Genomic DNA, 25,321 nt, shown 5'->3' on the forward strand with positions numbered 1-25,321 from the left:
ATGAGCGACGCACCCGCCAACCCCTTCGACGGCGACGGCCCCTTTCTCGTCCTCGTCAACGCTGAAGGCCGGCACAGCCTCTGGCCGGGCTTCGCCGCCGTACCGGACGGCTGGACCACCGCCCACGGCCCCTGCGAGCGGCAGCGGGCCCTGGACTGGATCACCGAGCACTGGACCGACCTGACCCCGGCGGCACAGGGGTGAAGAGCGTGCACCCGCGCACCGCCGTCGTGATCGTGTACACGGCGGCGATGTGCATGAACGGCCTCGACTCCACCATCGTCAACCCGGCGCTGCTCACCATCGCCCGGGACTTCGGCGAGCCGGCCTCCGCCGCCAGCACCGTCGAGGTCGCCTTCCTGGTGGCGCTCGCCGTCGCCCTGCCCGTCGCGGGGCGGCTCGGCGACCGCTTCGGCACCAAACGCGTCTTCCTCGGCGCCCTCGCCGTCTTCACCGCGGCGTCGGCCGCCTGCGGGCTCGCCCAGGGCCTCACGGCGCTGGTCCTCGCGCGCGTGGTGCAGGGCCTCGCGGGCGGACTGCTCACCCCCGTCGGCATGACGCTCCTCTTCCGCGCCTTCGCGCCGCACGAGCGGACGAAGCTGTCGAAGGTGCTCATCGTGCCGACGGCCCTCATGCCCGCCCTCGGGCCGCCGCTCGGCGGCTTCCTGACCGAGCACCTCTCCTGGCACTGGCTGTTCTTCGTCAACGTGCCGGCCGGCGCGGCCGCGGTGCTGCTGGGCGCGGCGGGGCTGCGCGAGCACAAGGAGGAGGCGGAGGGCCGTTTCGACGTCACCGGCTTCCTCCTCGCCACCCCCGCGCTCGGCCTGCTCACCTACGCGCTGGGCTTCGGCCCCGCGCACGGCTGGACCTCGCCGTCCGTCGCCGTGGCCGGCCCGCTCGGGCTCCTCCTGCTCGCCGCCGCGTGCGTGCACCAGCTCCGGGCGAGACACCCGCTGCTGGAACTGCGCCTCCTCGCCGGCAAGGCGTTCGCCTCGGCCACGGTGCTCGCCCTGGTCACCTCGGCCGGGCTGATGGGCGTCCTCTTCGCCTTCCCGCTGCTCCACCAGGCCGCGCTCGGAGCCTCGGCCCTGGACGCGGGCCTGAGCGTCTTCCCCGAGGCGCTCGGCCTGATGCTGGCCTCGCAGGTCACCGACCGGCTGCTGCCGCGGACGGGCCCGCGCCTGCTGGCCGTGCCCGCCCTGCTGCTGGCCACGGCGGTGTTCGCCGCGCTGGCCGTGCCGGGCGTGGCCGAGAGCGCGTGGGCGGTGCGGGTGCTGATGTTCTGCGTCGGTCTCGTGCTGGGCACGGCCGTGCTGACCGTGCAGATCGCCGGGTTCGGGGACGTCCCGCCGCCGGCCATGGGGCAGGCGATGGGCCTGTTCACGATCGTGCGCACGCTGGGCGGCGCGCTCGGCATCGCCGCCACCGCCGCGGTGATCGCCGCTTCCGGCGGCTCGCACGCGCAGGACGCGGACCCCGGCCCGTACCGGGTGGCCATCCTGGTCACGGCCGGACTGATCGCCGCCGGGGCGCTCGTCGCACTGCGCATGCCCAAGGACGCGCCGGCACCGCCGCCGTACGACGACGAGCCGCAGGAGGCACGGGCCGTGGCGGCCTGACGGGCCTTCCGGCGTACTGCGGGCCGGGACCGGTGCTCATGTGCCGGTCCCGGCCCGCAGTTACGCCGGTGTCAGGAGCCGCCCAGCAGGGCGGCCAGCCCCGAGGCGAGTCCGCCCCGCCAGCACGCGTAGTCGTGCCCTCCGTTGAACTCGCCGTAGGCGACCTCGTAGCCCCGGGCGTCCAGGACGTTGCGCAGGTGGCGGTTCTGGGGGAGGAGCATCCACTCCTGCAGCCCCACCTCCAGGCGGAAGCGGGCCGGGCGCTTCTCCGTGACGGCGAACTGCCGGGTCAGCCACTCGCTGCCGCTGCCGAACTCGGTCCCGTCCGGCCACCAGAAGGAACCCGACTGCGACAGGGCGTTGCCGAACCGGCCGGGCCGGTGGAACGCCGCGAACGCGGCCGTCAGCCCGCCCGCGCTCTGCCCCGCGACGACCGTACGGGCCGGGTCGTCCGTCGCCCCGCAGGCCTGCGCGGCCCACGGCAGCAGGACGTCCGCCAGCCAGTCCACGAACCCCTCGCTGCAGCTGAGGTCCGCCATGCGCCGCTCGCGGCCCATGGTGTCCACCATCAGCGTGACGGCCGGGGGCAGTTCCCCGTCCGCGTACAGGTTGTCGAGCGTGGTGCCGAAGTCCAGGACCGGCCCCCACATCTCGCCGTCCAGGAGCACGACTACGGGGTACGGGCCGCCGTCCGCCCGGTGCCCGGCGGGCAGGTGCACATGGATGCGGCGCCCGCCGACGACGGTGGCGGCGCGCTCGCCGCGTGCCGTCCCGGGGCGCGGGGCGGCCCACGCCTGGGCGGGCGCGTCCGGGAGCTCCAGCACGGAGGACGGGTTGCGCCCGTCGCGCGAAGGCAGTTGCGGGCGCGCGCTGAGCGGGTCGGGCACCGCCGCGTCCAGGACGCGCAGCCAGGACTCGCGGTCGGTGCGGAGCGTCTCCTCGCGCGGGCCGCGGGCCGCGTAGAACTGGTACGAGGCCCGGTGGTCGCCGCGCAGCCGGTGGCTGATGGCCCACACATCCGTGCCGGGCAGCTTCTCCATCAGGTGCGGTGCCAGGTTCCCCGCGTGCCGGTCCTTGTCGGTGACGGTGTGGAGGAGGGCCAGCACGTCGGTGGCGGGGCAGGCGGGGGCATCGCGCCAGACGAAGGTGACGAGCCGCCGGGCGGGGTCGCCCTCGGGGTCCGGCTCCACCAGGGGGGTGCCGGCGGTGGCGGCATGCCGCCAGAAGGTGCCGAGGGCGTCGGGTGCGCCGTGGCGGACGGCGTCGGCGAGCTCGCGGAGGGCGGGACTTTGCAGTGGCATGGTGCTCCCTGGTTCAGCCCGGCCGGCGATTGAGGCCGAGCGCGTTCAGCGCGATACGGGGCCCGGTTACGGGGAGGGGCGGGGTGGGGAAGGAGCCCCGCAGGGCCTACACCCGCGTCGCCGACGACCGCCCCAGCAGCACCCACAGCAGGAACGGTCCGCCAAGGACGGTGCTGACGATCCCGACGGGAATCTCCGTCCCGTCGAGCGCAACGCGCCCCACCGTGTCCGCAAGGACGACGAGCGTCGCACCGACGAGCATCGACCCGACGACGGGCACCCGCAGCGGCCCGGCCAGCCGGCCGGCGATCACGGGCGAGGCGAGGGCGATGAAGCCGACGGGCCCGCAGATGCCGACCGCGAGGCCGGCGAGGCCGACCGCGAGCAGCATGCACACCAGCCGCACCCGGCCCGGCGCGACGCCCAGCGAGGCCGCGGTGGAGTCGTCGAACCGCAGCACGTTGAGGTGGCGCGCGACGACGAGCGCGAGCGGCACGAGCACGGCGAGGCCGGTGAGGACGGGGACCGCCACGGAGTAGCTGCGGCCGTTGAGGCTGCCGGAGGTCCACACGTACAGCGAGCTCGCCGAGTTCAGCGAGCGGCGCGAGAGCACGACCTGGGTGACCGCCGAGGCCAGCGCCGACATGGCGAGGCCGACGACGAGGACGCGGTAGCCGCGCTGCCCGAGGCCGCCGGACACGGCGGTGACGACGAGCACGGCGGCCAGCGCGCCGAGCGGCCCGGCCCACCAGGCGCCGAACGTGCCGCCGAGCGTCGCCGACAGCAGCACGGCGGCGGTGGCGCCGTCGTTGACGCCGAGCAGTTCGGGCGTGGCGAGCCGGTTGCGGGCGAGGGTCTGCGTCAGGCAGCCGGCGAGGCCGAGGGCCGCGCCCGCGGCCAGCCCGGCCACGATCCGGCCGAGCCGGAACTTCTGCACGAGCAGGACGTCGAACCGGTCGCCCGATCCGAAGACCGCGCTGACCGTACGGCTCAGGCCCATGTCGCTCTGCCCGGCGTACGCGGACAGCACGACGGCTGCAACGAGCAGGGCGGCGAGGACGGTCGCGGCGACGGCGGCGCGGCGGTGGAGGAGCAGTGACAGGGCGTCGGCCCGGCCAACGAAGCTGTCGCCGTCTCCCTCTCCCTTGCGGGGCCGCGGCAGCCGGACGGCCGCTCCGCGCCCGGACTCCGGGCCGTCCTCCGCCGCGGGGCCGGTCATGCCCGCCGAGGCCATCCGCCGCGAACGGACGATGCCGATGAGGACGGGCGCGCCGAAGAGGGCGATGATGACGGAGACGGGCGCCTCGAACGGCCGGGAGACCACGCGGGCGAGGACGTCGGAGCCGGTCAGCACGCCCGCGCCGATGAGCCCGGCGAGCAGGATCTGTGCCGTCAGGCGGGGCCCGGTGACGGCCCGCGCGAGGAATCCGGCCAGCAGGCCGAGGAACGAGACGGGCCCCACGAGTGCCACCGACGCCGCGGTGAGCAGCGTCACGGCCACGGCCACCACGGTGCGGATGACGCCGGGCCGGTGGCCCAGCCCCTTGGCGAGGTCGTCGCCGAGGGCGAGGGCGGACAGCGGGCGGGCGATCAGCAGGGCGACGACGAAGCCGGCGGCGAGGACGGGGGCGAGGCTCGTCAGCCGGGTGAGGCCCTCGACGCCCGCGAGCGAGCCGAGGACCCAGAAGCGGAAACGGTCGTAGGTCTCGGCGGAGTTGACGACCAGCACGCTGGTGATGCCGCCGAAGGTGGCGCCCAGCGCGGACCCGGCGAGCACCAGCCGCATCGGGGAGCCGCCGCCGCGGCGGTTCGCGACGAGCAGCACCAGGGCACTGGCCAGGACGGCGCCGCCGAAGGCCCACAGCAGGTAGCCGTAGCCGCTGTGCACGCCGAGGAAGGCGATGCCGGTGACGACGCCGAGCGAGGCGCCGGCGTTGACGCCGAGCAGGCCGGTCTCGGCCAGGGGGTTGCGGGTGACGGCCTGCAGCAGGCAGCCGGCCGTGCCGAGCGCCGCGCCGACGGCCAGCGCGGTGAGCGTCCGGGGGAGGCGCAAGTCCCCCACGACCAGCGACAGACGGGAGTCGTCCCGCGCCCCGTGCCGGCCGAGGACGTAGTCCAGCACGTCCCCCGCCCCGACCTCTCCCGCCCCGGTGGACAGGGAGAGGGCGGACAGCACGAGGACCACGGCCGCCAGTGCGACCGAGGCGGTCAGGACGGTCCGGTTGCCCTGCACGCGTCCCGCCGGGGCCTGTTGGCCGGCGAGCTGTACCTCCGGAGGGCCGGCTTGCGAGACAATCATAAGGTAAGGCTAACCTAATAAATCTCTGTTTCCGCGGGCGAGCCGGGATGCGGCGCCACCGGATACGGAACGAACGTCGTCCGGTTCTCGTCCACGGCCAGGCGCCGGCCGAGCGGCGGAACGGCCCGCTGCGGGCAGTCCAGACGTCCGCAGGCCCGGCTCGCCTGCCGCGGGCACCGCCGGTGAGGCCGAACCGGGCCGATCGCCATTGCGGCGGAGGGTTTCGCCTGCGGCGGCGCGTGCAAGGACAGTCCGGTCTGCCGCGCCGCCCCCTTCCGTCGCCGCGGCGCTCAGCCCCCTGCTACGCCTCCGGCGCTGCCGGAGACTCCCCATGTGCGGGTCCCGGCACGGCCAGCGGCGCCCCGCACCGGAGGTTCCACCTCCCCCCGCGGCCCGACAGTTCCGTCAGGGTCAGCGGCTGGACGTCCAGGCGCCAGAAGGACTCGGCGGGCAGGGCCAGTGCGTGGACGAGTGCGGCGCGGATCACCGCGGGGGTGGTAACGGCCAGGACCCGGCCGTCGGGCAGGCCGTCCAGCCACGTCCCGGCGCGGGCGACCACGTCCCGGACGGATTCGCCGCCGTGCGGCGCCGCGCCCGGGTCGGTCAGCCACGCGGCGAGCGCCCCGGGTTCGGACGCGCTCAGCTCCGTCAGCCCGCGGCCCCGCCAGCGGCCCGCGTCGAGGTCGCGGAGGGCGGGTTCGGCGCGGGCGTCCGCGCCGAGGGCCGCCGCGGTGTCCCGGCAGCGGGGGGACGGCGCGGTCAGCACCAGCCCCGCCGCCGGCACCGCGCCCGCGGCCCCGCGCGTGCGGCGCAGCCCCGCCGCGTCGAGCGGTCCGTCGTCCCCGAACCGGGCCTCGCGGGAGGCGGTCACGGCCGGTGAGATCAGCATCACACGGACGGTCACGGTGGTCCAAGTCCCCCTTCGGTCAACGGGCGGTGTGCGCCGCGCAGTAGCAGACCACGGGCGTCACCGGGCCCGCGCGCCGGGGTGCGCACCCGTACGCCGTGGCGCGGGCGACCGGCGCGCGGTACGGTCGCGTGGCAATGACGACGGTGTGACGGAAGCCCGGTGAGAACCCGGCACGGTCGCGCCACTGTGTACCCGGCGGAAGGCCCGCAGGGAAGTCAGACCCCGCACTGTCGTCCTAAGCCCCAACAATCGGGACGCGTGTTTCCCCAGGAGGTTCTGCCATGGCCCAGTCCACCGCCCCCGCCACCGCTGCGCCCGCCGCCATACCCGCGGTCGCCCCCATCTCGCTGAAGGCGATCGCCCCGTGGGCGCTCTTCGCCGGCATCCTCATGCTGGTCCTGCTGTACTTCGTCGGCGCCGAGCAGGGCGCCACCTCCGTCGTCTCCGGCGAGAACGTCCACGAGTGGCTCCACGACGGGCGCCACCTCCTCGGTTTCCCCTGCCACTGACGACCCGCCAGGGGTACCACCGTGAACTCGATCTCCGTCAGAGCCCTGCTCGTCCGCGGCATGCTCGCGGGCCTCGCAGCCGGCGTCCTGGCCCTCGTCGTCGCCTATCTGCTCGGCGAGCCCCATGTGGACTCCGCCATCGCCTTCGAGGAGGCGCACAGCCATGACCACGGCGGGGGTGACGAGCCGGTCAGCCGCACCCTGCAGTCCACGGCCGGGCTGGCCACCGGCATCCTCGTCTACGGCGTCGCCCTGGGCGGCATCGCCTCGCTCGTCTTCTGCGTGGCGCTGGGCCGCATCGGCCGTTTCGGCCCCCGGGCCACGGCCGCCCTGGTGTCGCTCGGCGCGCTCCTCGCCGTCTACGTCGTGCCGTTCCTCAAGTATCCGGCCAACCCGCCGTCCGTCGGCGACCCCGACACCATCGGCAAGCGCACCGCGCTCTACTTCCTGATGATCGCGCTCAGCGTTCTGCTGGCGGTCGGCACGGTCATCCTCGGCAAGCGCCTCGCGCCCCGTCTGGGCAACTGGAACGCCACCGTCGCGGCGGGCGCGGCCTTCGTGGTCGCGGTCGGCCTGGCGTACGCGTTCCTGCCCTCGGTCAACGAGCTGCCCGACGACTTCCCGGCGGGCCTGCTCTGGAAGTTCCGCATGTCGGCGCTCGCCATGCAGCTCCTGCTGTGGACGGGCTTCGGCCTCGTCTTCGGCCACTTCGCCGAACGGCTCCTGGTCCCGCGGGCCGGGTCGCCGGAGAAGCCGGCGCGGACCGCGGCCACGGCAGGCTGAGGCCGCGCGGGAGAGACCGCCGTACGAAGAGCCCGCCCGGGTGCACCCGGGCGGGCTCTTCCGTTGCAGCAGGCCCCCGCGCTCCCGTCAGCCCCTGAAGTGCCCTTCACCCACGCGTGTTCGGGATTTCTTCTCGTGCCCGGGCCGGTGCGACGATGCCGTCCGCCCGACCCGACACCAGAGGAATGGAGCCTTGATGCAGCGACGTGGGGGAGAGCAGGACCGCCGCCGGGGAACGTGGGGAGCGCCCCTGGCGGCAACGGTGACGGCGACGGCCGCGGCGGTCGCCGCCGCCCTCCCGGCACCGGCGGCGCACGCCGCGCCCGGCCCTTCGGTCGGCGCGAAGGGCGCCTATCTGATGGACGCCCGCTCCGGTCGCCCACTGTGGGGCAAGGCGGCGACCGTCGAGCGGCCCATGGCCAGCACCACGAAGATCATGACCGCGGTGGTGGTCCTGGACACTCCGGGCGCGGACCTGGAACGGCAGATCGAGATCAAGCAGGCCTACCGCGACTACGTCCAGCGGACCGGCGCGAGCACGGCCGACCTGCGCACCGGCGACAAGCTGACGGCACGTCAGCTGCTCTACGCGCTGATGCTCCCCTCCGGCTGCGACGCGGCCTACGCCCTCGCCGACGCCTTCGGCACCGGCCCCGACGAGGCGGCCCGCACGAAGTCCTTCATCGCCAAGATGAACGCCAAGGCCCGGCAGCTGAAGCTGACCGGCACCAACTACGACTCCTTCGACGGCATCTCCTCCGCGGGCGGGAACCACTCCACCCCGCAGGATCTGGCCAGGCTCGCCGCCCACGCCCTGAACAACAGCACCTTCCGCACCGTCACCGGAGCGCTGAACACCCAGCAGAAGGCCGCGAACGTCAACCGGCTCTACACCTGGTACAACACCAACAAGCTGCTCGGCTCGTACGGCGGCGTGACCGGGGTCAAGACCGGGACCACCACGGCCGCGGGCCCCTGCCTGGTCTTCGCCGCGCGGAACGGCGGCCGGACCGTCGTCGGCGTCCTCCTCAACGACGCCGCGAACCGCTATCCGGACGCCGCGAAGATGCTCGACTACGCCTTCGGGAAGCACACGCCCCTGAAGCTGCGCCGGCTCCCCTCCATGGCGCACGAGGACTGACCGCCCGCCCCTCCCGAAGGATTTTCCCGAGCCCGGACCCCCGCCGAGGGTCCGGGCTCGCGTTCTACCAACTCCCGCGAAGCCGCGGTGATTTATACCTGAACGAGTGAACAGTCTGCGCGTAACTGCGGGATGGCGAACGCTCCCCCCGGCCGGGGCGGATAGAGTCCTACCTGTCCGGAAACGGGCACCGGAAAGCCGCGGACACCCCGACGGCGTCGGGCGAGCAGCCGTCCGCCGGGGGCCCGCCCACCACCCTCAGCCCGACCCCACGGCACGTCGCCGCGTACCGCAGCGCCGGCGTGTCCCTCGGCCATGCCCTTGGCACGGATCGGTTCACCGACGCGTCTCGCCGCCAAGCACCAGCGCCCTCCTGCCCGCACCCGCCGGCCAGCCCCACCGTCCTCAGGAGGCTTCCATGTCCCGCTCCACGTCCCCCGCGGCGTCCGCCCACGCGTCCCCCGGAGCGTCCTCCGGCGCGTTCCCCGCCGCGCCCGCGACCGGCCCGCGAGCCTACCGCGTACCGGAGGGGCGGTGACGCCCTTCGCGCGGCGCCCGCCGCGCACGATCCCCGTCTCGGAGAGCGAACTCCTCCTTTTCGGCGGTGCCTTGCGGCCCGACAAGGCCTTCGTCGCCCACGAGCGGCCGCTGCTGCGGCTGTCCTTCTGGTCGATGGCCCGTCAGCTCCCGGCCATGGTCGCCACCGTAGGCCGGGCCGCCTGGCGCGAGGACCGCCCGGCGCTGTGCGTCCTGCTGGGCGCCGAGCTGGGCCAGGGCCTGACGCGCGCCTTCGGGCTGGTCGCCGCCAACCGGGTGCTGACCGCCCTCTTCACCGCCGGGCCCACCCCCGGGCGGCTGCGCGAGGCCCTGCCGTCGCTGCTGGCGATCACCTCGGTCGCCGCCGCCACCGCCCTGCTCTCGGCCGTCTCCCTGGCCGCCGCGGGGCAACTGGAGCCGAAGGTGGAGCGGGTGTGCACCGCCCGCTTCTACCGCGGCGCGGTCCGTGTCGAGCTCGCGGTCCTGGAGGACAAGGACTTCCACCGCCTGCTCGACGCCGGCCGGTTCGGCACCGACTCGGTCCGGCTGATGATCGGATCGACCGTCACCGTGGTCAACGCCCTGGTGGGGCTGGCCGCTTCGGCCGGAGTGCTCGCGCTGCTCCACCCGTCGCTGGTCCTCATGCTCGTGCTCGTCGCGGCCCCCAAGGGCTGGGGCGCGGTCGTCACCGCCCGCCGGCAGTACGCCTCCCGGCACGCCTGGATCGAGCACCGGCGCGCCATCTCCGTCCTCACCTCCACGCTCACCGGCCACGACACCGCCGCCGAGATCCGCGTGCACGGCGCCGGCCGCATGCTCGTCGGCGCCTACGACGACATGGCCGCGACCGTGGAGCGGGAACAGCAGCGCCTCGCCCGTGCCGAGGCGGTCACGCGCAGCGCCGCGTCCGCCCTCTCGGGGGCCGCCGCCCTCGCCGTCTACGGCGTGCTGTGGCTGCTGCTGGCGTCGGGAGGAATGCCGCTGGCCGTCGCCGGCACCGCGGTGATCACCGTGCGGACCGCCGGTGCGAGCCTCACCGCGCTGGTGACCCAGACCAACCGCCTCTACGAGGAGGCCATGTACCTCGGCGACCTGGAGCGCGCCTGCGCGGAGGCCGAGCGCCGGGCCATCCCCACCGGCGGCACGCCGCTGCCGCGCGGCGTGAAGGAGATCCGGCTGGACAAGGTCACCTTCGTCTACCCCGGTGCCACGGCGGCAGCGCTCAGCGACGTGAGCCTGACCGTCCCGCCGGGGAAGGTCGTCGCCCTGGTCGGCGCCAACGGCTCGGGCAAGACCACCCTGTCCAAGCTGGTCGCCGGGCTGTACCTGCCGACCTCCGGGCAGTTGTACTGGAACGGCGTCGAGATCCGCGAAGCCGATCGCGAGCAGCTCTTCGAGCACGTGGCCGTCCTCTCCCAGGACTTCCCCCGCTGGCCCATGACCGCCCGCGCCAACGTGCACATCGGCCGCCCCGCCGCGCCGCCGGACCAGGCCCGCATCGAGCGCGCGGCCGCCGAATCCGGTGCCACGGGCGTCATCTCGTCCCTGCCGCACCAGTGGGACAGCCTCGTGGTCAAGGGCTTCGAGCGCGGGACGCAGATCTCCGGCGGCCAGTGGCAGCGGCTGGGCAGCGCCCGCGCGCGCTACCGCCGCGCGCCGCTGCTGATCGTCGACGAGCCGACGTCGGCCCTCGATCCGCGGGCCGAGGCCGAGGCGTTCCAGTCGCTGCGGACGCTGACCGACGACGGAACCACCGTCCTGCTGATCACGCACCGGCTCGCCGCGACGGCCACCGCCGACCTCATCTACGTCCTCGACCGCGGCCGCGTGGTGGGGGAGGGCACGCACGAGGAGCTGATGGCCGTCGAAGGCGGCCTGTACCGGTCGATGTACGAGCTCCAGGCCGCCCAGTACGGCTTCGGTGCGCCGCAGTCCGGGGGCGCCGGTACCGCTCCGGCCCCCGCGCCCGCTTCCCCCCGGGGCACCGCCCCGGGTCTGCACACGAGTTCGTCCCATGCACAGCCCGCCCAGACCTGAGGACCGGGCGGCCGCCCCGACCGCACCACCCGTCCCGCCCGCACCGCTGCCGGCCCCGCCGGAGCCGCTGGGCCCGCTGGCGAGCACCCTGCGCGACGTCCTGGGGTGCCTGGGTGTGATCACGGCCGCCGTTCTGATCTCCATGCTCTGCGTCCATCTCGGGCAGGCCTTTCCGGGGCTGGCCGACAAGTAAGACCGGCGGCCGGGGAATCCCGGCCGCCGGAGTTACGCCCGGCGCCGTCCGAATTCCGGAACGCTGCCGCGCCGGTGACCGGTGCCGGGAAAACCGGGGTGAATTCACGGTTCCGGGTATGGCCCCGCCTCGCCGATTTCCCTGTATTGAGCATGTGTCTACAGGCGGGCGGCGCTTGTGACGGCCCGCGGACCCCGGCCACCTGGGCTTCTCCGGTGCCGTGAGAACCGGGGAACGGTTGTCCGACGCGGAGTCTGGCGCACTCGGGTGGCGACTCCTACCATTCGAACGCTCCCCGTCCCCAGGGGTTCTTGGGAGGCAGGGCATGGCATGTGCATGCCCTAACCGTTCCATGCTCCCACCCATTCCGGTCCGGCGCCCCGCGCGGTCCCGGCCGGAATGCAGTCGCTCATTCCGAGGACAACCGATTGGAGAGCCATGCCCGGCGCCCTCATCGCAGGAGCCGCGCTCGCGGCGCTGTTCGCCTCACCGTTATCCACGTACGACGCGTCGATCATCGTCAACCCGCCCCCGGACAAGATCGTGATCGAGATCGCCACGGTCAACGGCTCGGGTTGTCCCGCCGGGACGGCCGCGGTGGCCGTCGCACCCGACAACACGGCCTTCACGGTCACCTACAGCGACTACCTCGCCCAGGTGGGCGTGGGGTCCAAGCCGACCGACTTCCGCAAGAACTGCCAGCTCAACCTGATCGTGCACGTGCCGCAGGGCTTCACGTACGCCATCGCCAGCGCGGACTACCGCGGGTACGCGAAGCTGGAGCCCGGGGCGACCGGCACGGAGAAGGCCTCGTACTACTTCCAGGGGTCCTCCGTGACCACGCCCATCAGCCACACCTTCCGCGGCAACTTCGCGGACAACTGGCAGGCCACCGACCGCGTCGACGTGGCCGCGCTGGTCTGGGCCCCCTGCGGCGAGAAGCGCAACTTCAACATCAACACGGAGCTGCGGGTCAACGCGGGCACCTCCGACCCGGCCAAGACCACCAGCTTCATGACGATGGACTCCACCGACGGTGACATCAACACCGTCTACCACCTGGCCTGGAAGGAGTGCCCGAGAAAGTAGCGGCCCCGCACCTCCGGGACGCAGGGGCCGGCGGGCCCGCCGCACCCATCGCGGAGTCCGCCGGCCCGGGCGCGAATTTATGCCGCCCTCACCCGTTCCCACCTGCGCTGATAGCGCTCCGCTCGGGAGCCGTGACCAAGTGGGTATAGACCTCTGGCGAAAATCAGGCGACTGTGGGGGGAACCACACAGCGGAGACCCGCGGCCCGCACAGCTTCCAGGGCCGTGGCGGCGACGGGGACGAGCTCTCGTCCAGCGCCCTTCGCGCCATCCCGATTGCACTGAGCCACATGTATGCAACCAGCCGCGACACCGCGAGTCCCTTGCATTCGGCTGACGCCCTCATCAGCGCCACCGACCCGGCGGTAGCCCTTCCGGGCGCCTTCCCGCGGAAGCTTCCCGGTCCCTGGGACCAGCACATCCATCAGATCCCCCTGTGCATGCACGGCCCGCTCGCCCGGCGGCACTCCCACGTGAACCCGCCGCACGGCATCCCGGCGCCCGGCCGCGCCACGCACGCCCTCTCGCTCCCGGCGACGGAGCGCTCCGTGGCGGCCGCCCGCCGGTTCTCCCGGCAGCTGCTGGCCGAGTGGGGCCTCCACGACCTCGCCGACGACACGGCCCTCCTGCTCTCCGAGCTCGTCACCAACGCCGTCGTGCACGTCCCCGGCACCTCCCGGGGCATCCAGCTCGTGCTGAGCCGGAGCCAGGGCCATCTGGTCGCCCAGGTCACCGACACGGGCGGCTACCTGCCCCGCTGCGGCGAGGCCGGGCCCGACAGCGAGAACGGGCGCGGCATGTGGCTCGTCGAGCAGATCGCCGCCCAGTGGGGCCACCACGCCTCCGGCAACGGCAAGACGGTCTGGTTCACGCTGCGCCTTCCGTAATCCGGAACGCGCGGCGCCGCAGGTGATCCGCCCCGCACGATGCGCACCTGCCCGGTTCGGAGAGACCATGGAGTCGCTGCGGTGTCACGGCGACGAGGGACCGGCGGACCGGGCCGGCCGGTCCGTGGCCGCACCACTCCGGCGGGCGGAAGGAGGCCTCGATGGGCGCGACCGACGCATTCCGGGCCCGCCCCGTCCGGCCTCCCGGCCGCGCGTCCGACGTGCCCGGCGGTCTGCTGGACGTCCTGGGCGTGGCCGCCGGCGTGCTGGACCGCGAGGGCCGGATCGTGCTGTGGAGCCCGCAGGCCGAGCAGCTCTTCGGCTGGAGCGCCGCCGAGGCGCTCGGCGAGCACGCCGCCCGGCTGCTCGTCGCCGAGGAGGACGTCGACGCGGTCCTGCAGCTGTTCGCCGAGGTCATGGGCGCGGGCGAGACGTTCGCCGTGGTCTTCCCCGCGCGCCACAAGGACGGCGGCACCCGGCTGATCGAGTTCCGCAACGTGCGCCTGGAGGACCGGCACGGCGACTTCTTCGCCCTCGGCATCGCCACCGACCGGGAGGTCCTGCGCAAGGTGGAGCGGGACCTCGCCCTGTCCCTGGGGCTGGTCACCCAGTCCCCGATCGGGCTCGCGGTCCTGGACACCTCACTGCGCTACGTCATGGTCAACCCCGCGCTCGAACGCATCTACGGGCTGTCCGCCGAGGCGTGCGTCGGCAGCACCGTCCGCGAGGTCCTGCCCCGCGCGGACACCGGCGCCATCGAGGCCGCCATGCGCGAGGTCCTGGCCACCGGCGTCCCGCTGCTCGACCGGTTCGCCGTCGGCCACGAGGGCGGCGGCGCGGCCGAGGCGCAGGCGCAGCTCGTCTCGTACTACCGGCTGGAGGACCCCGGCGGCCGGATCCTCGGCGTCGCCACCTCGCTGGTCGACGTCACCGACCGGCACCGCGCCAACGAGGAGGCCCGCCGCCGCACCGCGCTCATCGCCGACGCCTCCGTGCTGATCGGCACCACGCTGGAGCTGGAGCAGACCGCGCGCGAGCTCGCCGACGTCGTGGTGCCCCGGCTGGCCGACGTGGCGGCCGTCGACGTCCTCGACACCGTCGTCGACGGCGACCGCTCCGCCGCCCCGGAAGGCCGGGGCGCCGTCTTCCGGGCGCTGGCCGTCGCCGCGGCGGACTCGGCGGCCGCCTCCGACGCCGTGCGGGCGGCCGACCGCCCGGGGCAGATCGCCAAGTACGACCACGACCGGCTCGTCACCCGCTGCGTGACCACCGGCCGCCCGGTCAGGGTGCCCCGCGTGCACGCCGAGGACCTGCCGGAGATCGCCCGCGACGACGAGGCGGCCCGGCTCCTGGCCCGCGCCGGCCTGCACTCCTACCTGGCCGTGCCGCTCATCGCCCGCGGCGAGGTGCTCGGCGCCCTCGACCTCAAGCGCATCGGCAACGCCCGCCCCTTCGACGAGGACGACGCCGCCCTCGCCGCCGAGCTCGCCGCCCGCGCCGCGGTCTCCATCGACAACGCCCGCTGGTACCAGCGCGAGCGCGCCACCGCCCTCACCCTCCAGCGCACGCTGCTGCCCCAGCGGCCCCAGGACGCCGCCGGCCTGGAGATCGCCTTCCGTTACCAGCCCGCCGGCACCGCCAGCAGGGTCGGCGGCGACTGGTTCGACGTCATCCCGCAGGACGGGGAGAAGAGCGCCCTGGTCGTCGGCGACGTCATGGGCAGCGGCATCAACGCCGCGGCCGCCATGGGCCAGCTGCGCACCGCCGCCCGCACCCTCTCCCAGCTAGGCCTCGACCCCGCCCGGGTGCTGCACCACCTCGACCGCACCGCCAGTGGTCTGGACCAGATGATCGCGACGTGCCTGTACGCCGTCTACGACCCGCGGAGCGGCCGCTGCCGGGTGGCCAACGCCGGCCACCTCCCGCCCGTCCACCTGCGCCCCGGCCGTCCCCCCGCCCTCGTGGACCTCCCCGCCGGAGCGCCGCTGGGCGTCGGCGGCGTGCCCTTCGAGAACACGGGCGTGGACCTCGCGCCCGGCGACGGCCTCGTCCTCTACACGGACGGTCTGGTGGAGACCCGCGACGCCGCCATCGACGCCCGGCTCGAAGCGCTCCTCGCCGTCCTGGACGACGCCCCCGCCGGTCTGGAGGCGACCTGCGACCTGCTGCTGACGTCCCTGCGTTCGGACAACGACCAGGACGACGTCGCCCTGCTCATCGCCCGCGCCCTCCCGGCCGTCCCGCCACCGTGACCGGCAGCTCCCGCAGCGCGTGCGAGCGGAAGGACGCCCGCCACCGCAGCTCGCCGGGCGGCACCGCGAGCGCGATGCCCGGCAGCCGGCGCAGCAGCGTGGCCAGGGCGATACCGGTCTCCATCCGGGCCAGGGGCGCCCCGAGGCAGTAGTGCATGCCCTGGCCGAGGGCCAGGTGCGCCTTGTCCGCGCGGTGGACGTCGAAGCGGTCCGGGTCCGGGTAGCGGGCCGGGTCCCGGTGTGCGGAGGCGAGGCAGAGCAGGACCGTGTCGCCCGGCGGTATCAGGGTCCCGCCGATCTCCACGGGCTCGACCGGAAAGCGCCGGACGGCCATCTGGTTCGGGTGGCCGTGGCGCATCAGCTCCTCGACGGCCGCCGGCCACAGCGCCGGGTCCGCGCGCAGCGCGTCCAGCTGGTCCGGGTGCCCGAGCAGGGTCAGCAGGCCGCCGCTGATCAGGTGCTGGGCGTTCTCGCTGCCCGCCATCAGGATCAGGAAGGCCAGGGAGACCAGTTCGTCCTCGCCGAGCCGGTCGCCGTCGTCGCGCGCGGCGATCAGCGCGGACAGCAGGTCGTCCGCGGGCGCGGCCCGGCGCGCGGCGACGAGGTCCAGCAGGAAGCGGTGGATGCGGCCCACGGCCTCCCCGATCTGCGCGGGGCGCTCGGGCGCGAGCATCGTGCCCACGTCCGCGGAGAACGGCCGCCGGTCCGCCTCCGGCACGCCGAGCAGGTCGCCGATGACGGTCAGCGGCAGCGGATTGGCGAATTCCGTCACCAGGTCGGCGCTTCCCCCGGCGGCGATGCGCCCGGCGAGGGCAACGGCGAGCCGGTCCGCCGCGCCCTGGACGCGGCCGCGCAGGTCCTCCACGCGGCGCGGCGTGAACCCCTTCGACACCAGGCGGCGCAGCCGCAGGTGGTCGGCGGGGTCGATGTTGAGCAAATTGGCGTCCAGGGCGGGCGGCAGGGCGAAGCCCTGGTAACCGTTGGTGGAATGCGCCTTGTTCACCGACAGCCGCGGGTCGGTGAGCGCGGCCCGCACGTCGGCCTCGTGGGTGACGAGCCAGACGGGAGAGCCGTCGGGGAGCGCGATCCGGTGCACGGAGCCCGCCGCCCGCAGCCGGGCGTAGACCGGGTAGGGGTCGGCGAAGAACGCGGCGTCGAACGGGCGGGGAAGGGCGGCGGTGCCGGTGGGCCCGGTGGTGTCGGCGGTGTCCATCGTCCGAGCGTAGGACGGGCACCGGTCCGCGCCTTCCCGAGGTCACCTCAGATGAACGCGGTAGGCCGTCCGCCCGCTCTCCACGGTCAGCTGCACCTCGCCCTTGGCGCCCGCGTACGCTCCCGTGCCGCCGACGACGGCCGCATCGGCGCGGTACGGCCCGCGCCCGAAGCGGTTCTCCATGGAGTCGAGGACCAGCGTGCCGTCCGGTGCCCGCAGCACGTACCGGCACTGGGCGACCACGCCCTCGTACCGGGTGAGCACCACCGTGCAGACGGCACTGCCGTCCCCGGCGGGCTCGCCGCCCGGGCCCCGCAGGTCGGCGTAGACGGCCCAGGTGTCGCCCGCCTTGGGGTGCTCGGGCGGGCCGCCGGTGCGGTGCACGGCGGTCCAGGCGAGGGTCTTCTCCCCGTCGGCCGCCGCTGTTTGCGGGGACGGCAGGGCGACGGCAGTGGCGGCCACGGCAGCAGCGGCGGCCACTGCGGCGGCGTGACGGCGCATCAGGCGCATCGGGCACCTCCGGCTCGTAGGGACTTGTGGGGACTCACAGGGACGGTCGGGCACCTGCGTACCCGATCCTGCTGCGTTCACCCCACTCTGCCTATGGCACCCGTGCAATTCCCGTCACGAAGGCTTCACCCGCCGGGGAAGGCAGTTCCTTCCGGAGGGTGAAGCCCTGGACTCTCGAAGTCAGCCGAACGAACCGCTCTCCGGCGGCAGTTCCTCAAGGGTGGGGTACGACGGCTGCGCGCCGGGCCGGGTCACGGACACGGCCCCGACCCGGACGGCGAAGCGGGCCGCCTCGGTCAGGGAGTCACCGGCGGCCAGCCGGGCCGCCAGCGCGCCCGTGAAGGCGTCCCCCGCGCCCGTGGTGTCCACGGCATCGGCCTTGACGCCGGGCACCGCCACCGGCTCCCCGGCACCGGCCTCCAGGCACAGCGCTCCCTCGGCCCCCAGGGTGACCACGACGGAGCGGGCGCCCTGGCCGAGCAGGGCACGGGCCCAGGCGCCGGGCGTGCCGTCCACGAGCTGCGTCAGGTGCCGGGCCTCGTGCTCGTTGACGACCAGCGGGTCGGCGGCCACGAGGAGTTCGGTGTCCAGGCGGTCCGGCGCGGGCGACGGGTTGACCACCACGCGCGTGCCCGTGTCCGCGGCGACCTCGGCGGCCGCCCGTACGGTCGCGGGCGGGATCTCCAGCTGCAGGGACACCACGGCCGAGGCGGCGATCACCTCGCGGGCCGCTTCGACGTCCTCCGGCAGCAGCCGGGCGTTCGCCCCCGGCGACACCACGATGCTGTTGTCCCCGTCCGGGCCGACGACGATCATCGCCGTGCCCGTCCGGGCGCCCGCCTCGACCAGCACGTGCCGCAGCTCCGTACCCGCCTCGCGCTGCCCGGCCAGCAGCAGCTCGCCGAACGCGTCGTCACCCACCTTGGCCAGCAGGGCCGTCCGGGCGCCGAGGCGGGCCGCCGCCGCGGCCTGATTGGCGCCCTTGCCGCCCGCCGACTCGACCAGATCCGTCCCCAGGACGGTCTCGCCCGCGCCGGGCCGGCGCTCCACCCGGACCGTCAGGTCCGCGTTCGCCGACCCCACCACCAGTACGTCGTACATCCGCTCGTCACCCATCGAACTCCGCCGCATCGTCCTCGGTCACCGGCACCTTCACCGGTGCGGCCAGCTTCTCACCCCGCGGACACGGCCGGCGGGCCGCCCGCAGGGCTGCGGCGGGCGGGGGCGGGCGGGGGCGGCGTCAGCCCTGCCAGGTCCAGTCCGCCACCTCGGGCATGTCGACCCCGTGCTCCCGGATCCACGCGTGGTGCCGCGTCCGCGCGTCCGCCATCGCCTGCCGTACGGACGCCGCGCGGACGCCCAGCCCGGGGACGCGGTCGATGACGTCCATGACGAGGCGGTAGCGGTCGAGGTCGTTGCGGACGACCATGTCGAAGGGCGTGGTCGTCGTCCCGGCCTCCTTGTAGCCGCGGACGTGCAGGTTCGCGTGGCCGGTGCGCCGGTAGGCGAGGCGGTGGATCAGCCACGGGTAGCCGTGGTACGCGAAGATGACGGGCTTGTCGGGGGTGAACAGCGCGTCGTACTCCGCGTCGGGCATGCCGTGCGGGTGCTCCTCCTTCGGCAGCAGCCGGGTCATGTCGACCACGTTGACGACCCGCAGGGCGAGCTGGGGCAGCTCGTGGCGGAGCAGGTCCGCCGCGGCCAGCACCTCCTGGGTGGGGACGTCGCCGGCGCAGGCGAGGACGACGTCCGGGGGCCGGTCGCCGGTCTCGGTGCCCGCCCACTCCCACACGCCCGCGCCGCGGGCGCAGTGCGTGCGGGCCTCGTCCAGGGTCAGCCAGTCGAAGCAGGGCTGCTTCCCGGCGACGACGACGTTGACGTAGTCGCGGCTGCGCAGGATGTGGTCGGCCACCGACAGCAGCGTGTTGGCGTCCGGCGGCAGGTAGACGCGCACCACTTCGGGGCTCTTGTTGAGGACGTGGTCCACGAAGCCCGGGTCCTGGTGGGAGAAGCCGTTGTGGTCCTGGCGCCAGACGTGCGAGGTCAGCAGGTAGTTGAGCGAGGGCACGGGACGGCGCCACGGCAGGGCCCGCGAGGTCTTGAGCCACTTGATGTGCTGGTTGACCATCGAGTCGACGATGTGGATGAACGCCTCGTAGCAGGAGAACAGGCCGTGCCGGCCGGTGAGGGTGTAGCCCTCCAGCCAGCCCTGGCAGAGGTGTTCGGAGAGCACTTCCATCACCCGGCCGTCGCGGGCGAGGTGTTCGTCCGTGGGCCGCTCCTCGGCCTGCCAGGCGTTGCCGGTGACGCCGTAGAGGGCGCCGAGCCGGTTGGAGGCGGTCTCGTCCGGCCCGACGACGCGGAAGTTCCGGCTGCCCGCCGTCTCCGCCATGACCTGGGCCAGCAGGCCGCCGAGGACCCGGGTCGGCTCGTGCATCGCGGCGCCGGGCTTGTCGACGGGCACCGCGTAGTGCTCCAGCGGCGGCACGGGCAGGGAGCGCGTGAGGCGGCCGCCGTTGGCGTAGGGGCTGGCGCCGAGCCGCCGGTCGCCCTCGGGCACGAGGGCGAGGACCTCGGGCCGGGGCCGGCCGTCCTCGTCGAAGAGCTCCTCCGGCCGGTAGGAGCGCAGCCACGCCTCCAGCTGCCGCAGGTGGTCCGGGTTGTCGCGGACGCCCGCGAGCGGCACCTGGTGCGAGCGCCAGGTGCCCTCCACCGGCAGCCCGTCGACCTCCGCGGGCCCCGTCCAGCCCTTGGGCGTACGGAGCACGATCACCGGCCAGTGCGGCCGGGCGGTCACGCCCTCCTCGCGGGCGACGCGCTGTGCGAGGGCGATGTGGTCCAGGGCCCGGTCCATGGCGTGGGCCAGGGCTTGGTGCACCTCCTGCGGGTCGCTGCCGGTGACGTGGAGCGGCTCGTGGCCGTAGCCGCGCAGGAGCTTGTCGAGCTCGCCCTCGGGCAGCCGGGCCAGCACCGCCGGGTTGGCGATCTTGTAGCCGTTGAGGTGGAGGATCGGCAGGACGGCGCCGTCGTGGACGGGGTCGAGGAACTTGTTGGAGTGCCAGGACGCGGCCAGCGGGCCGGTCTCCGCCTCGCCGTCGCCGATGACGCAGGCCACCAGCAGGCCGGGGTTGTCGAGCGCGGCCCCGTAGGCGTGGGCGAGGGAGTAGCCCAGCTCGCCGCCCTCGTGGATCGAGCCGGGCGTCTCCGGGGCGACGTGGCTGGGCACCCCGCCGGGGAAGGAGAACTGCCGGAACAGCCGCTCCATGCCCTCGGCGTCGCGGCTCACGTCCGGGTACACCTCGCTGTAGCTGCCCTCCAGCCAGGAGTTCGCGAGGACCGCCGGCCCGCCGTGCCCCGGGCCCCAGATGCAAATCGCGTCCAGCCCGCGGGCCTTGACGACGCGGTTGAGGTGGGTGTGGATCAGGTTGAGGCCGGGGGAGGTGCCCCAGTGGCCGAGCAGCCGGGGCTTGATGTGCTCGGGCTCCAGGGGGACGGTCAGCAGCGGATTGCTCATCAGGTAGATCTGGCCGGCGGCCAGGTAGTTGGCGGCGCGCCAGTGGGCGTCGAGCGCGGCCAGCTCGGTGCCGGAGAGCCCGTCCGGCCGGGGGTCCGCGGGCCCCTCGGCCGGAGGGGGCGGGTGCGCGGGCCGGCCCGTCCGTGGCTCGGCGGGCCCGTCCGTCCGTGGACCGGCGGCTCCGTCCGCTCCCGGTCCGGCGATACGGTCGGCGTGCTCGGGCATACGGCCTCCTCGGGACGGGGTGCCGGGTACCCGCCGGCGGGCCCGCGAAACGGGCTCGCTGCCCGGCACCCGACACGCTGGCAGCCGCCCCGGGCCCGCGCGTAGGGCCGGTCCGGCCAGGTTCGGACCCCGTCCGGCCCGGGGCGGCCGGGGGCACGGGAGCGGCGTCACCCAGCGTCGCGGCCCCGGCGCTCCGAGTCGCGGGACCGGCCCGCCCGAGTGATCCTGAGGACTGCAGCCGGCCCCCGGCCGCCGCCCCCGAGCCGCGGAGGTGGTCCGCCGACCTGTGCGTTTGCGGTGGCCCCGCGGGGGCAGCCGCACCTACCGGAAGGTGCTTCCGGCCGGCAGGCACTCTTTGCCCAGGAGCGAGGAGAACCGTGACCATGGCCCAGACGATGCGCCGGCGCAACCGTGACGCCCCCGACACCGCCGACTCCTTCATCCGCATGGCGGACCTGCCGGCCGGTGCCGAGCGCGACCGGCTGCGGCAGGACGTCATCGCCGCCTGGCTGCCCATGGCGGAGCGCATCAGCCTGCGCTTCCGCAGCAGCGGGGAGAGCCCGGCGGACCTGCGGCAGGTCGCGGCGCTCGGGCTGGTCAACGCCGTGGACCGGTACGACCCCCGGCTCGGGCACGCCTTCGAGACCTTCGCCGTCCCCACGATCGTCGGCGAGCTCAAGCGGCACATCCGCGACCACGCCTGGTCGCTGCACATACCCCGGCGGGACCAGGAGCTCCGCACGGCCGTGCGGACCGCGCAGACGGCCCTCGGCCAGCGCGACGCCCGCACCCGGCCCAGCCCGGCCGAGCTGGCCGCGGAGAGCGGCCTGTCCGAGGACGAGGTCCGCCGCGGCCTGGCCGCCGAAGGCGTGCACAACACGCTCTCCCTCGACCACCCGGTGCTGGGCGCCGACGACCTCGCGCTCTCCGACACCCTCGGCGCCCTGGACCGGGCGCTGGACCTCGTGGTCGACCGCCAGTCCCTCAAACCGCTGCTGAGGGCGCTGCCCGAGCGGGAGAAGTACGTCCTGTACTGGCGGTTCTTCGGCAACCTCACCCAGAAGCAGATCGGCGCGCGGCTGGGCGTCTCCCAGATGCAGATATCCCGCATCCTCAGCCGGACCTGCGCGCGGCTGCGCGAGGAGCTCCTCGGCCCCGCCGGGACCCCGCAGCGCACCCCGGCGCCCGGCTGAGCCCGGCCCCGCGCTTCCCCTCCCCACTTCTCTTCCCGGCCTCCCCGACCTCCCCGATCTTTCCGACGAAGGCAGGACCAGCGATGACCGCAGGGCATACGCACTTGACCCCCGACCTCCCGCCCCTCGTGGAGACCCCCGACCTCCCCGGCGCCCAGCGGCCCGGCCGCACCGTGACCGGGCGGGACGGGGAGGGGGACGCGGACGGCGAGGACGGGCGGAAGGGCGCCGGACAAGACCATGGCGCCCACCACGCCGAGCGTGATGGGCGCCACGAAAGCGCAGGTCAGGATTCCGGCGGCTGACTGTGACCCTTCCCGCGCCTGCCGCGCGGGCGGATCCGGTGGTCCCGCCCGGGCGCGGGGGTCACTAGTCGGCGTTGACGCAGGTGTTGCCGAAGGTCGGATTCAGGAGGGCAATGATGTCGATCGTGTTGCCACACAGGTTGATCGGCACCTGAATCGGGATCTGAATGGTGTTGCCGGAGATGACGCCGGGTGAGCCGACGGCCGCGCCGCTCGCTCCTGCGTTGGCGGAAGCGAGCCCCGCGGCGCCGGTGACGGCGACGCCGGCAGCGGCGGTCAGTGCGGCGGCCTTGGCGATACGCGACATGGCTAAACCTTTCTCATGGGTGGTGAGCGGCAATTGTGTCCGGTGTAACTGGGGAGAAAGGTCGGATATCGACGCTGAAGGGAGTAATTAACCCGGAAGACCCAATAAGTGGTATGTGATGCCCGGGGTGCGTGCGACGCGCGGGAAGCGCGTGCTATAGGGCCCCGCGCCTGCGGGTTTGGTGTCACCACCCCTGTCTACGTACAGTTTCCCGGAAGCTTCATTCGAACAGACGAACTGGGAAACAACAGCGGCGATGACGGTCACCGAGGTCACTGAAGACAGCCGCCACGGCGCAGGCGCGGACGACGAGTACGGGCCGGGCATCGACCCGCAGCGGATGGCGGTCTGCCTGAGCGTGCTCGAGGAGCTCGACGAGCTGCCGGTCGACCACCCCGACGCGATAGCCGTCCGCCGGGCCACGGCCGGCATCTACCGGACGGTCAAGCAGCGCCGCCGCCAGGAGCGCCGGGCCGCCAAGACCGCCCACGACAAGGCCGTCACCGAGGCCACGGCCACCGGCGCCGCCGACCGGATCGACGACGAGACCCGCGGCATACCGCTCGCCGCCAGCGCCTCCACCCAGATCGTCGGCATCCTCGAGCGCCCCCGGTCCTGCTACATCTGCAAGGACCGCTACACCGAGGTCGACGCGTTCTACCACCAGCTCTGCCAGCCCTGCGCGGCCGAGAACCGGGCCCGCCGCGACGCCCGCACCGACCTCACCGGCAAGCGGGCCCTGCTCACCGGCGGCCGCGCGAAGATCGGCATGTACATCGCGCTGCGGCTGCTGCGCGACGGGGCGCACACCACGATCACCACGCGGTTCCCCAACGACGCCATCCGCCGCTTCAAGGCGATGGAGGACAGCGCGGACTGGCTGCACCGGCTGAAGGTCGTCGGCATCGACCTGCGCGACCCGGCACAGGTCGTCGCGCTCGCCGACTCCGTCGGCGCCGAGGGCCCCCTCGACATCCTGATCAACAACGCGGCCCAGACCGTACGCCGCTCCCCGGCCGCCTACCGCGAGCTGATCAGCGCCGAGTCCGCCCCGCTGCCCGCCGGCGAGCTGCCCGCCTCGGAGGTCTTCGGGGCCTTCGGCAGCGGCGCCCAGCCCGAGCTGCCCGCCCCCGCCGGCAGCAAGCACGACGCGCTCACCCCGCAGGCCCTCACCGAGCTCGCCCTGACCAGCGGCTCCGCGTCCCTGGCCCGCGTCGAGGCGGGCACCGCCATCGACGCCGGCGGGCTCGTCCCCGACCTGGACCCCACCAACACCTGGATCCAGGCCGTCGGCGACGTCGACCCCGTCGAGCTGCTCGAAGTCCAGCTGTGCAATGTCACGGCGCCGTTCGTGCTGGTCAACCGGCTGCGGCCGGCGATGGCCGCGTCGCCCGCGCGCCGCAAGTACGTGGTCAACGTCTCCGCCATGGAGGGCGTCTTCAGCCGTGGCTACAAGGGCGCGGGCCACCCGCACACCAACATGGCCAAGGCCGCGCTGAACATGCTCACGCGCACCAGCGCGCAGGAGATGTTCCAGACCGACAGCATCCTCATGACCAGCGTCGACACCGGCTGGATCACCGACGAGCGCCCCCACCCGGACAAGGTCCGCCTCGCCGAGGCCGGCTTCCACGCCCCCCTCGACCTGGTCGACGGCGCCGCGCGCGTCTACGACCCGATCGTGCGCGGCGAACAGGGCGAGGACCTGTACGGCTGCTTCCTCAAGGACTACCGCCCGGCGGGCTGGTAGGCGGCCCGCGTGGACGTCCGCGTACTGAGGGTGTTCACGGGCCCGGACGGCTCCGGCGGCAACCCGCTGGGCGTCGTCTATGACGGCCCGTCCGTTCCGGACTCCGGTGCCCGGCAGCGCCTGGCCGCGGAACTGGGCTTCAGCGAGACGGTGTTCGTCGACGACCCCCTGCGGGGTGAGGTCGACATCCGCACGCCCGGAGGGCGCCTGGCTTTCGCCGGGCACCCGCTGGTGGGTGTGGCGTGGCTGCTGCGGCAGTACGGGCACGCGGCGGACGTGCTGCGGCCGCCGGCGGGCGACGTGCCGTCCTGGACGGCGGACGGCGTCACGTGGATCCGCGCCCGTGCGTCCTGGGCCACGGGCCGCCGCCTCCAGCAGTACGCGACCCCGGCCGCCGTCGACGCCCTGCCGGCGCCCCCGCCCGGGGAGGGCTGGCTCTACGCCTGGTCCTGGCAGGACGAACCGGCGGGCCGCGTCCGCGCCCGCGGCTTCCCGCGCCGCGGCGACGGCATCACCGAGGACGAGGCCACGGGCGCGGCGGCCCTGTCCCTGACCGCCGAACGGAAACGGGACCTGGACATCGCCCAGGGAAGGGCGTCGAGGATCCGCACGCGCTACGAGGGCGAGGGCGTGGTGGCCCTGGGAGGCCGCGTTACCGAGGGGTGACGGGCCCGGCCGGGGGAGCGGGAGGGTTCGGCACCGCCGGATTCCGCCGTGGTGGTGACGCGCCGCCGCGGCGGACGGCCTT

22 protein-coding genes and 1 pseudogene are annotated in these 25,321 nt (G+C 74.3%); 14 read left to right on the plus strand and 9 right to left on the minus strand.

Annotated elements, in window-relative coordinates; translation table 11 throughout:
• Together ACFZCD_RS20255 and ACFZCD_RS20260 are read left to right on the plus strand one after the other, a co-directional pair.
• A complete protein-coding gene (locus ACFZCD_RS20255) occupies positions 1–204 on the plus strand; it encodes an MbtH family protein (protein ID WP_391832684.1) in 204 nt (67 codons plus the stop codon).
• A gap of 5 nt (positions 205–209) precedes the next feature.
• The gene (locus ACFZCD_RS20260; protein WP_391832686.1) at positions 210–1,619 is read left to right on the plus strand and encodes a DHA2 family efflux MFS transporter permease subunit; all 1,410 of its coding nucleotides are present in this window, start codon (positions 210–212) and stop codon (positions 1,617–1,619) included.
• A gap of 71 nt (positions 1,620–1,690) precedes the next feature.
• Here ACFZCD_RS20260 and fes read toward each other — a convergent pair whose 3' ends face one another.
• From fes to ACFZCD_RS20280, 4 genes and pseudogenes are all read right to left on the minus strand, one after another.
• Entirely contained in the window at positions 1,691–2,920 is a 1,230-nt protein-coding gene (gene fes / locus ACFZCD_RS20265) for an enterochelin esterase (protein WP_391832688.1), read from the minus strand.
• Positions 2,921–3,026: 106 nt separating this feature from the next.
• Positions 3,027–5,219: a Fe(3+)-hydroxamate ABC transporter permease FhuB gene (gene fhuB, locus ACFZCD_RS20270; protein ID WP_391832690.1), complete on the minus strand. Its 2,193-nt coding sequence runs from the start codon at positions 5,217–5,219 to the stop codon at positions 3,027–3,029.
• A gap of 14 nt (positions 5,220–5,233) precedes the next feature.
• Positions 5,234–5,377 (minus strand): annotated as a pseudogene (locus ACFZCD_RS20275) (short-chain fatty acyl-CoA regulator family protein); the annotation flags it as partial.
• 143 nt (positions 5,378–5,520) lie between these two features.
• Complete coding sequence (locus ACFZCD_RS20280; RefSeq protein WP_391832692.1) at positions 5,521–6,123, minus strand: histidine phosphatase family protein; 603 nt, start codon at positions 6,121–6,123, stop codon at positions 5,521–5,523.
• Positions 6,124–6,410: 287 nt separating this feature from the next.
• Between ACFZCD_RS20280 and ACFZCD_RS20285 the strand changes: the two genes are divergently transcribed.
• From ACFZCD_RS20285 to ACFZCD_RS20320, 8 genes are all read left to right on the plus strand, one after another.
• Entirely contained in the window at positions 6,411–6,638 is a 228-nt protein-coding gene (locus ACFZCD_RS20285; RefSeq protein WP_391832694.1) for a CbtB domain-containing protein, read from the plus strand.
• Positions 6,639–6,659: 21 nt separating this feature from the next.
• Positions 6,660–7,421: a CbtA family protein gene (locus ACFZCD_RS20290; protein ID WP_391832696.1), complete on the plus strand. Its 762-nt coding sequence runs from the start codon at positions 6,660–6,662 to the stop codon at positions 7,419–7,421.
• Positions 7,422–7,617: 196 nt separating this feature from the next.
• On the plus strand, positions 7,618–8,562 hold the full coding sequence (locus ACFZCD_RS20295; protein ID WP_391832698.1) for a D-alanyl-D-alanine carboxypeptidase family protein: 945 nt from the start codon (positions 7,618–7,620) through the stop codon (positions 8,560–8,562).
• Positions 8,563–9,096: 534 nt separating this feature from the next.
• Positions 9,097–11,136: an ABC transporter ATP-binding protein gene (locus ACFZCD_RS20300; RefSeq protein WP_391832700.1), complete on the plus strand. Its 2,040-nt coding sequence runs from the start codon at positions 9,097–9,099 to the stop codon at positions 11,134–11,136.
• Positions 11,114–11,329 carry a hypothetical protein gene (locus ACFZCD_RS20305; protein WP_391832702.1) on the plus strand — a complete coding sequence of 72 codons (216 nt, stop codon included), beginning with the start codon at positions 11,114–11,116 and terminating at the stop codon, positions 11,327–11,329. The genes ACFZCD_RS20300 and ACFZCD_RS20305 overlap by 23 nt, the downstream gene beginning before the upstream one ends.
• A gap of 438 nt (positions 11,330–11,767) precedes the next feature.
• Positions 11,768–12,418 carry a DUF4360 domain-containing protein gene (locus ACFZCD_RS20310; protein WP_391832704.1) on the plus strand — a complete coding sequence of 217 codons (651 nt, stop codon included), beginning with the start codon at positions 11,768–11,770 and terminating at the stop codon, positions 12,416–12,418.
• 322 nt (positions 12,419–12,740) lie between these two features.
• Positions 12,741–13,304: an ATP-binding protein gene (locus tag ACFZCD_RS20315; RefSeq protein ID WP_391832706.1), complete on the plus strand. Its 564-nt coding sequence runs from the start codon at positions 12,741–12,743 to the stop codon at positions 13,302–13,304.
• A gap of 161 nt (positions 13,305–13,465) precedes the next feature.
• Positions 13,466–15,556, plus strand: coding sequence for a SpoIIE family protein phosphatase (locus tag ACFZCD_RS20320; RefSeq protein ID WP_391832708.1), 2,091 nt, complete (start codon positions 13,466–13,468; stop codon positions 15,554–15,556).
• On the opposite strand, the gene ACFZCD_RS20325 is transcribed toward ACFZCD_RS20320, so the two are convergent.
• The 4 genes from ACFZCD_RS20325 to ACFZCD_RS20340 all read right to left on the minus strand — a co-directional run bounded on the left by ACFZCD_RS20325 (position 15,519) and on the right by ACFZCD_RS20340 (position 21,018).
• The gene (locus ACFZCD_RS20325; RefSeq protein ID WP_391832710.1) at positions 15,519–16,769 is read right to left on the minus strand and encodes a cytochrome P450; all 1,251 of its coding nucleotides are present in this window, start codon (positions 16,767–16,769) and stop codon (positions 15,519–15,521) included. The genes ACFZCD_RS20320 and ACFZCD_RS20325 overlap by 38 nt on opposite strands.
• 42 nt (positions 16,770–16,811) lie before the next feature.
• Positions 16,812–17,270, minus strand: a complete 459-nt coding sequence (locus ACFZCD_RS20330; RefSeq protein WP_391832712.1) for a hypothetical protein — start codon at positions 17,268–17,270, stop codon at positions 16,812–16,814.
• Positions 17,271–17,459: 189 nt separating this feature from the next.
• Positions 17,460–18,380: a ribokinase gene (locus ACFZCD_RS20335; protein ID WP_391833116.1), complete on the minus strand. Its 921-nt coding sequence runs from the start codon at positions 18,378–18,380 to the stop codon at positions 17,460–17,462.
• 139 nt (positions 18,381–18,519) lie between these two features.
• Positions 18,520–21,018, minus strand: a complete 2,499-nt coding sequence (locus tag ACFZCD_RS20340; RefSeq protein WP_391832714.1) for a phosphoketolase — start codon at positions 21,016–21,018, stop codon at positions 18,520–18,522.
• Positions 21,019–21,401: 383 nt separating this feature from the next.
• Here ACFZCD_RS20340 and ACFZCD_RS20345 point away from each other — a divergent pair, with 383 nt between their 5' ends.
• Both ACFZCD_RS20345 and ACFZCD_RS20350 read left to right on the plus strand, forming a co-directional pair.
• Complete coding sequence (locus tag ACFZCD_RS20345) at positions 21,402–22,211, plus strand: SigB/SigF/SigG family RNA polymerase sigma factor (protein WP_391833118.1); 810 nt, start codon at positions 21,402–21,404, stop codon at positions 22,209–22,211.
• An 83-nt stretch (positions 22,212–22,294) separates the two neighbouring features.
• Positions 22,295–22,516, plus strand: a complete 222-nt coding sequence (locus ACFZCD_RS20350; protein ID WP_391832716.1) for a hypothetical protein — start codon at positions 22,295–22,297, stop codon at positions 22,514–22,516.
• A 64-nt stretch (positions 22,517–22,580) separates the two neighbouring features.
• Here the strand turns inward: ACFZCD_RS20350 and ACFZCD_RS20355 are convergent, their stop codons facing one another.
• Positions 22,581–22,823 (minus strand): chaplin, encoded by a 243-nt coding sequence (locus ACFZCD_RS20355; RefSeq protein ID WP_391832718.1) that lies wholly within the window; start codon positions 22,821–22,823, stop codon positions 22,581–22,583.
• Positions 22,824–23,079: 256 nt separating this feature from the next.
• On the opposite strand from ACFZCD_RS20355, the gene ACFZCD_RS20360 reads away from it, so the two are divergent.
• Positions 23,080–24,573, plus strand: coding sequence for an SDR family NAD(P)-dependent oxidoreductase (locus tag ACFZCD_RS20360; RefSeq protein ID WP_391832720.1), 1,494 nt, complete (start codon positions 23,080–23,082; stop codon positions 24,571–24,573).
• Between the two features lie 9 nt (positions 24,574–24,582).
• Positions 24,583–25,239 (plus strand): PhzF family phenazine biosynthesis protein, encoded by a 657-nt coding sequence (locus ACFZCD_RS20365; RefSeq protein WP_391832722.1) that lies wholly within the window; start codon positions 24,583–24,585, stop codon positions 25,237–25,239.
• Positions 25,240–25,321: the final 82 nt, after the last annotated feature.

Source organism: Streptomyces sp. NPDC008001 (assembly GCF_042958085.1).
Taxonomy (GTDB): Bacteria; Actinomycetota; Actinomycetes; order Streptomycetales; family Streptomycetaceae; genus Streptomyces.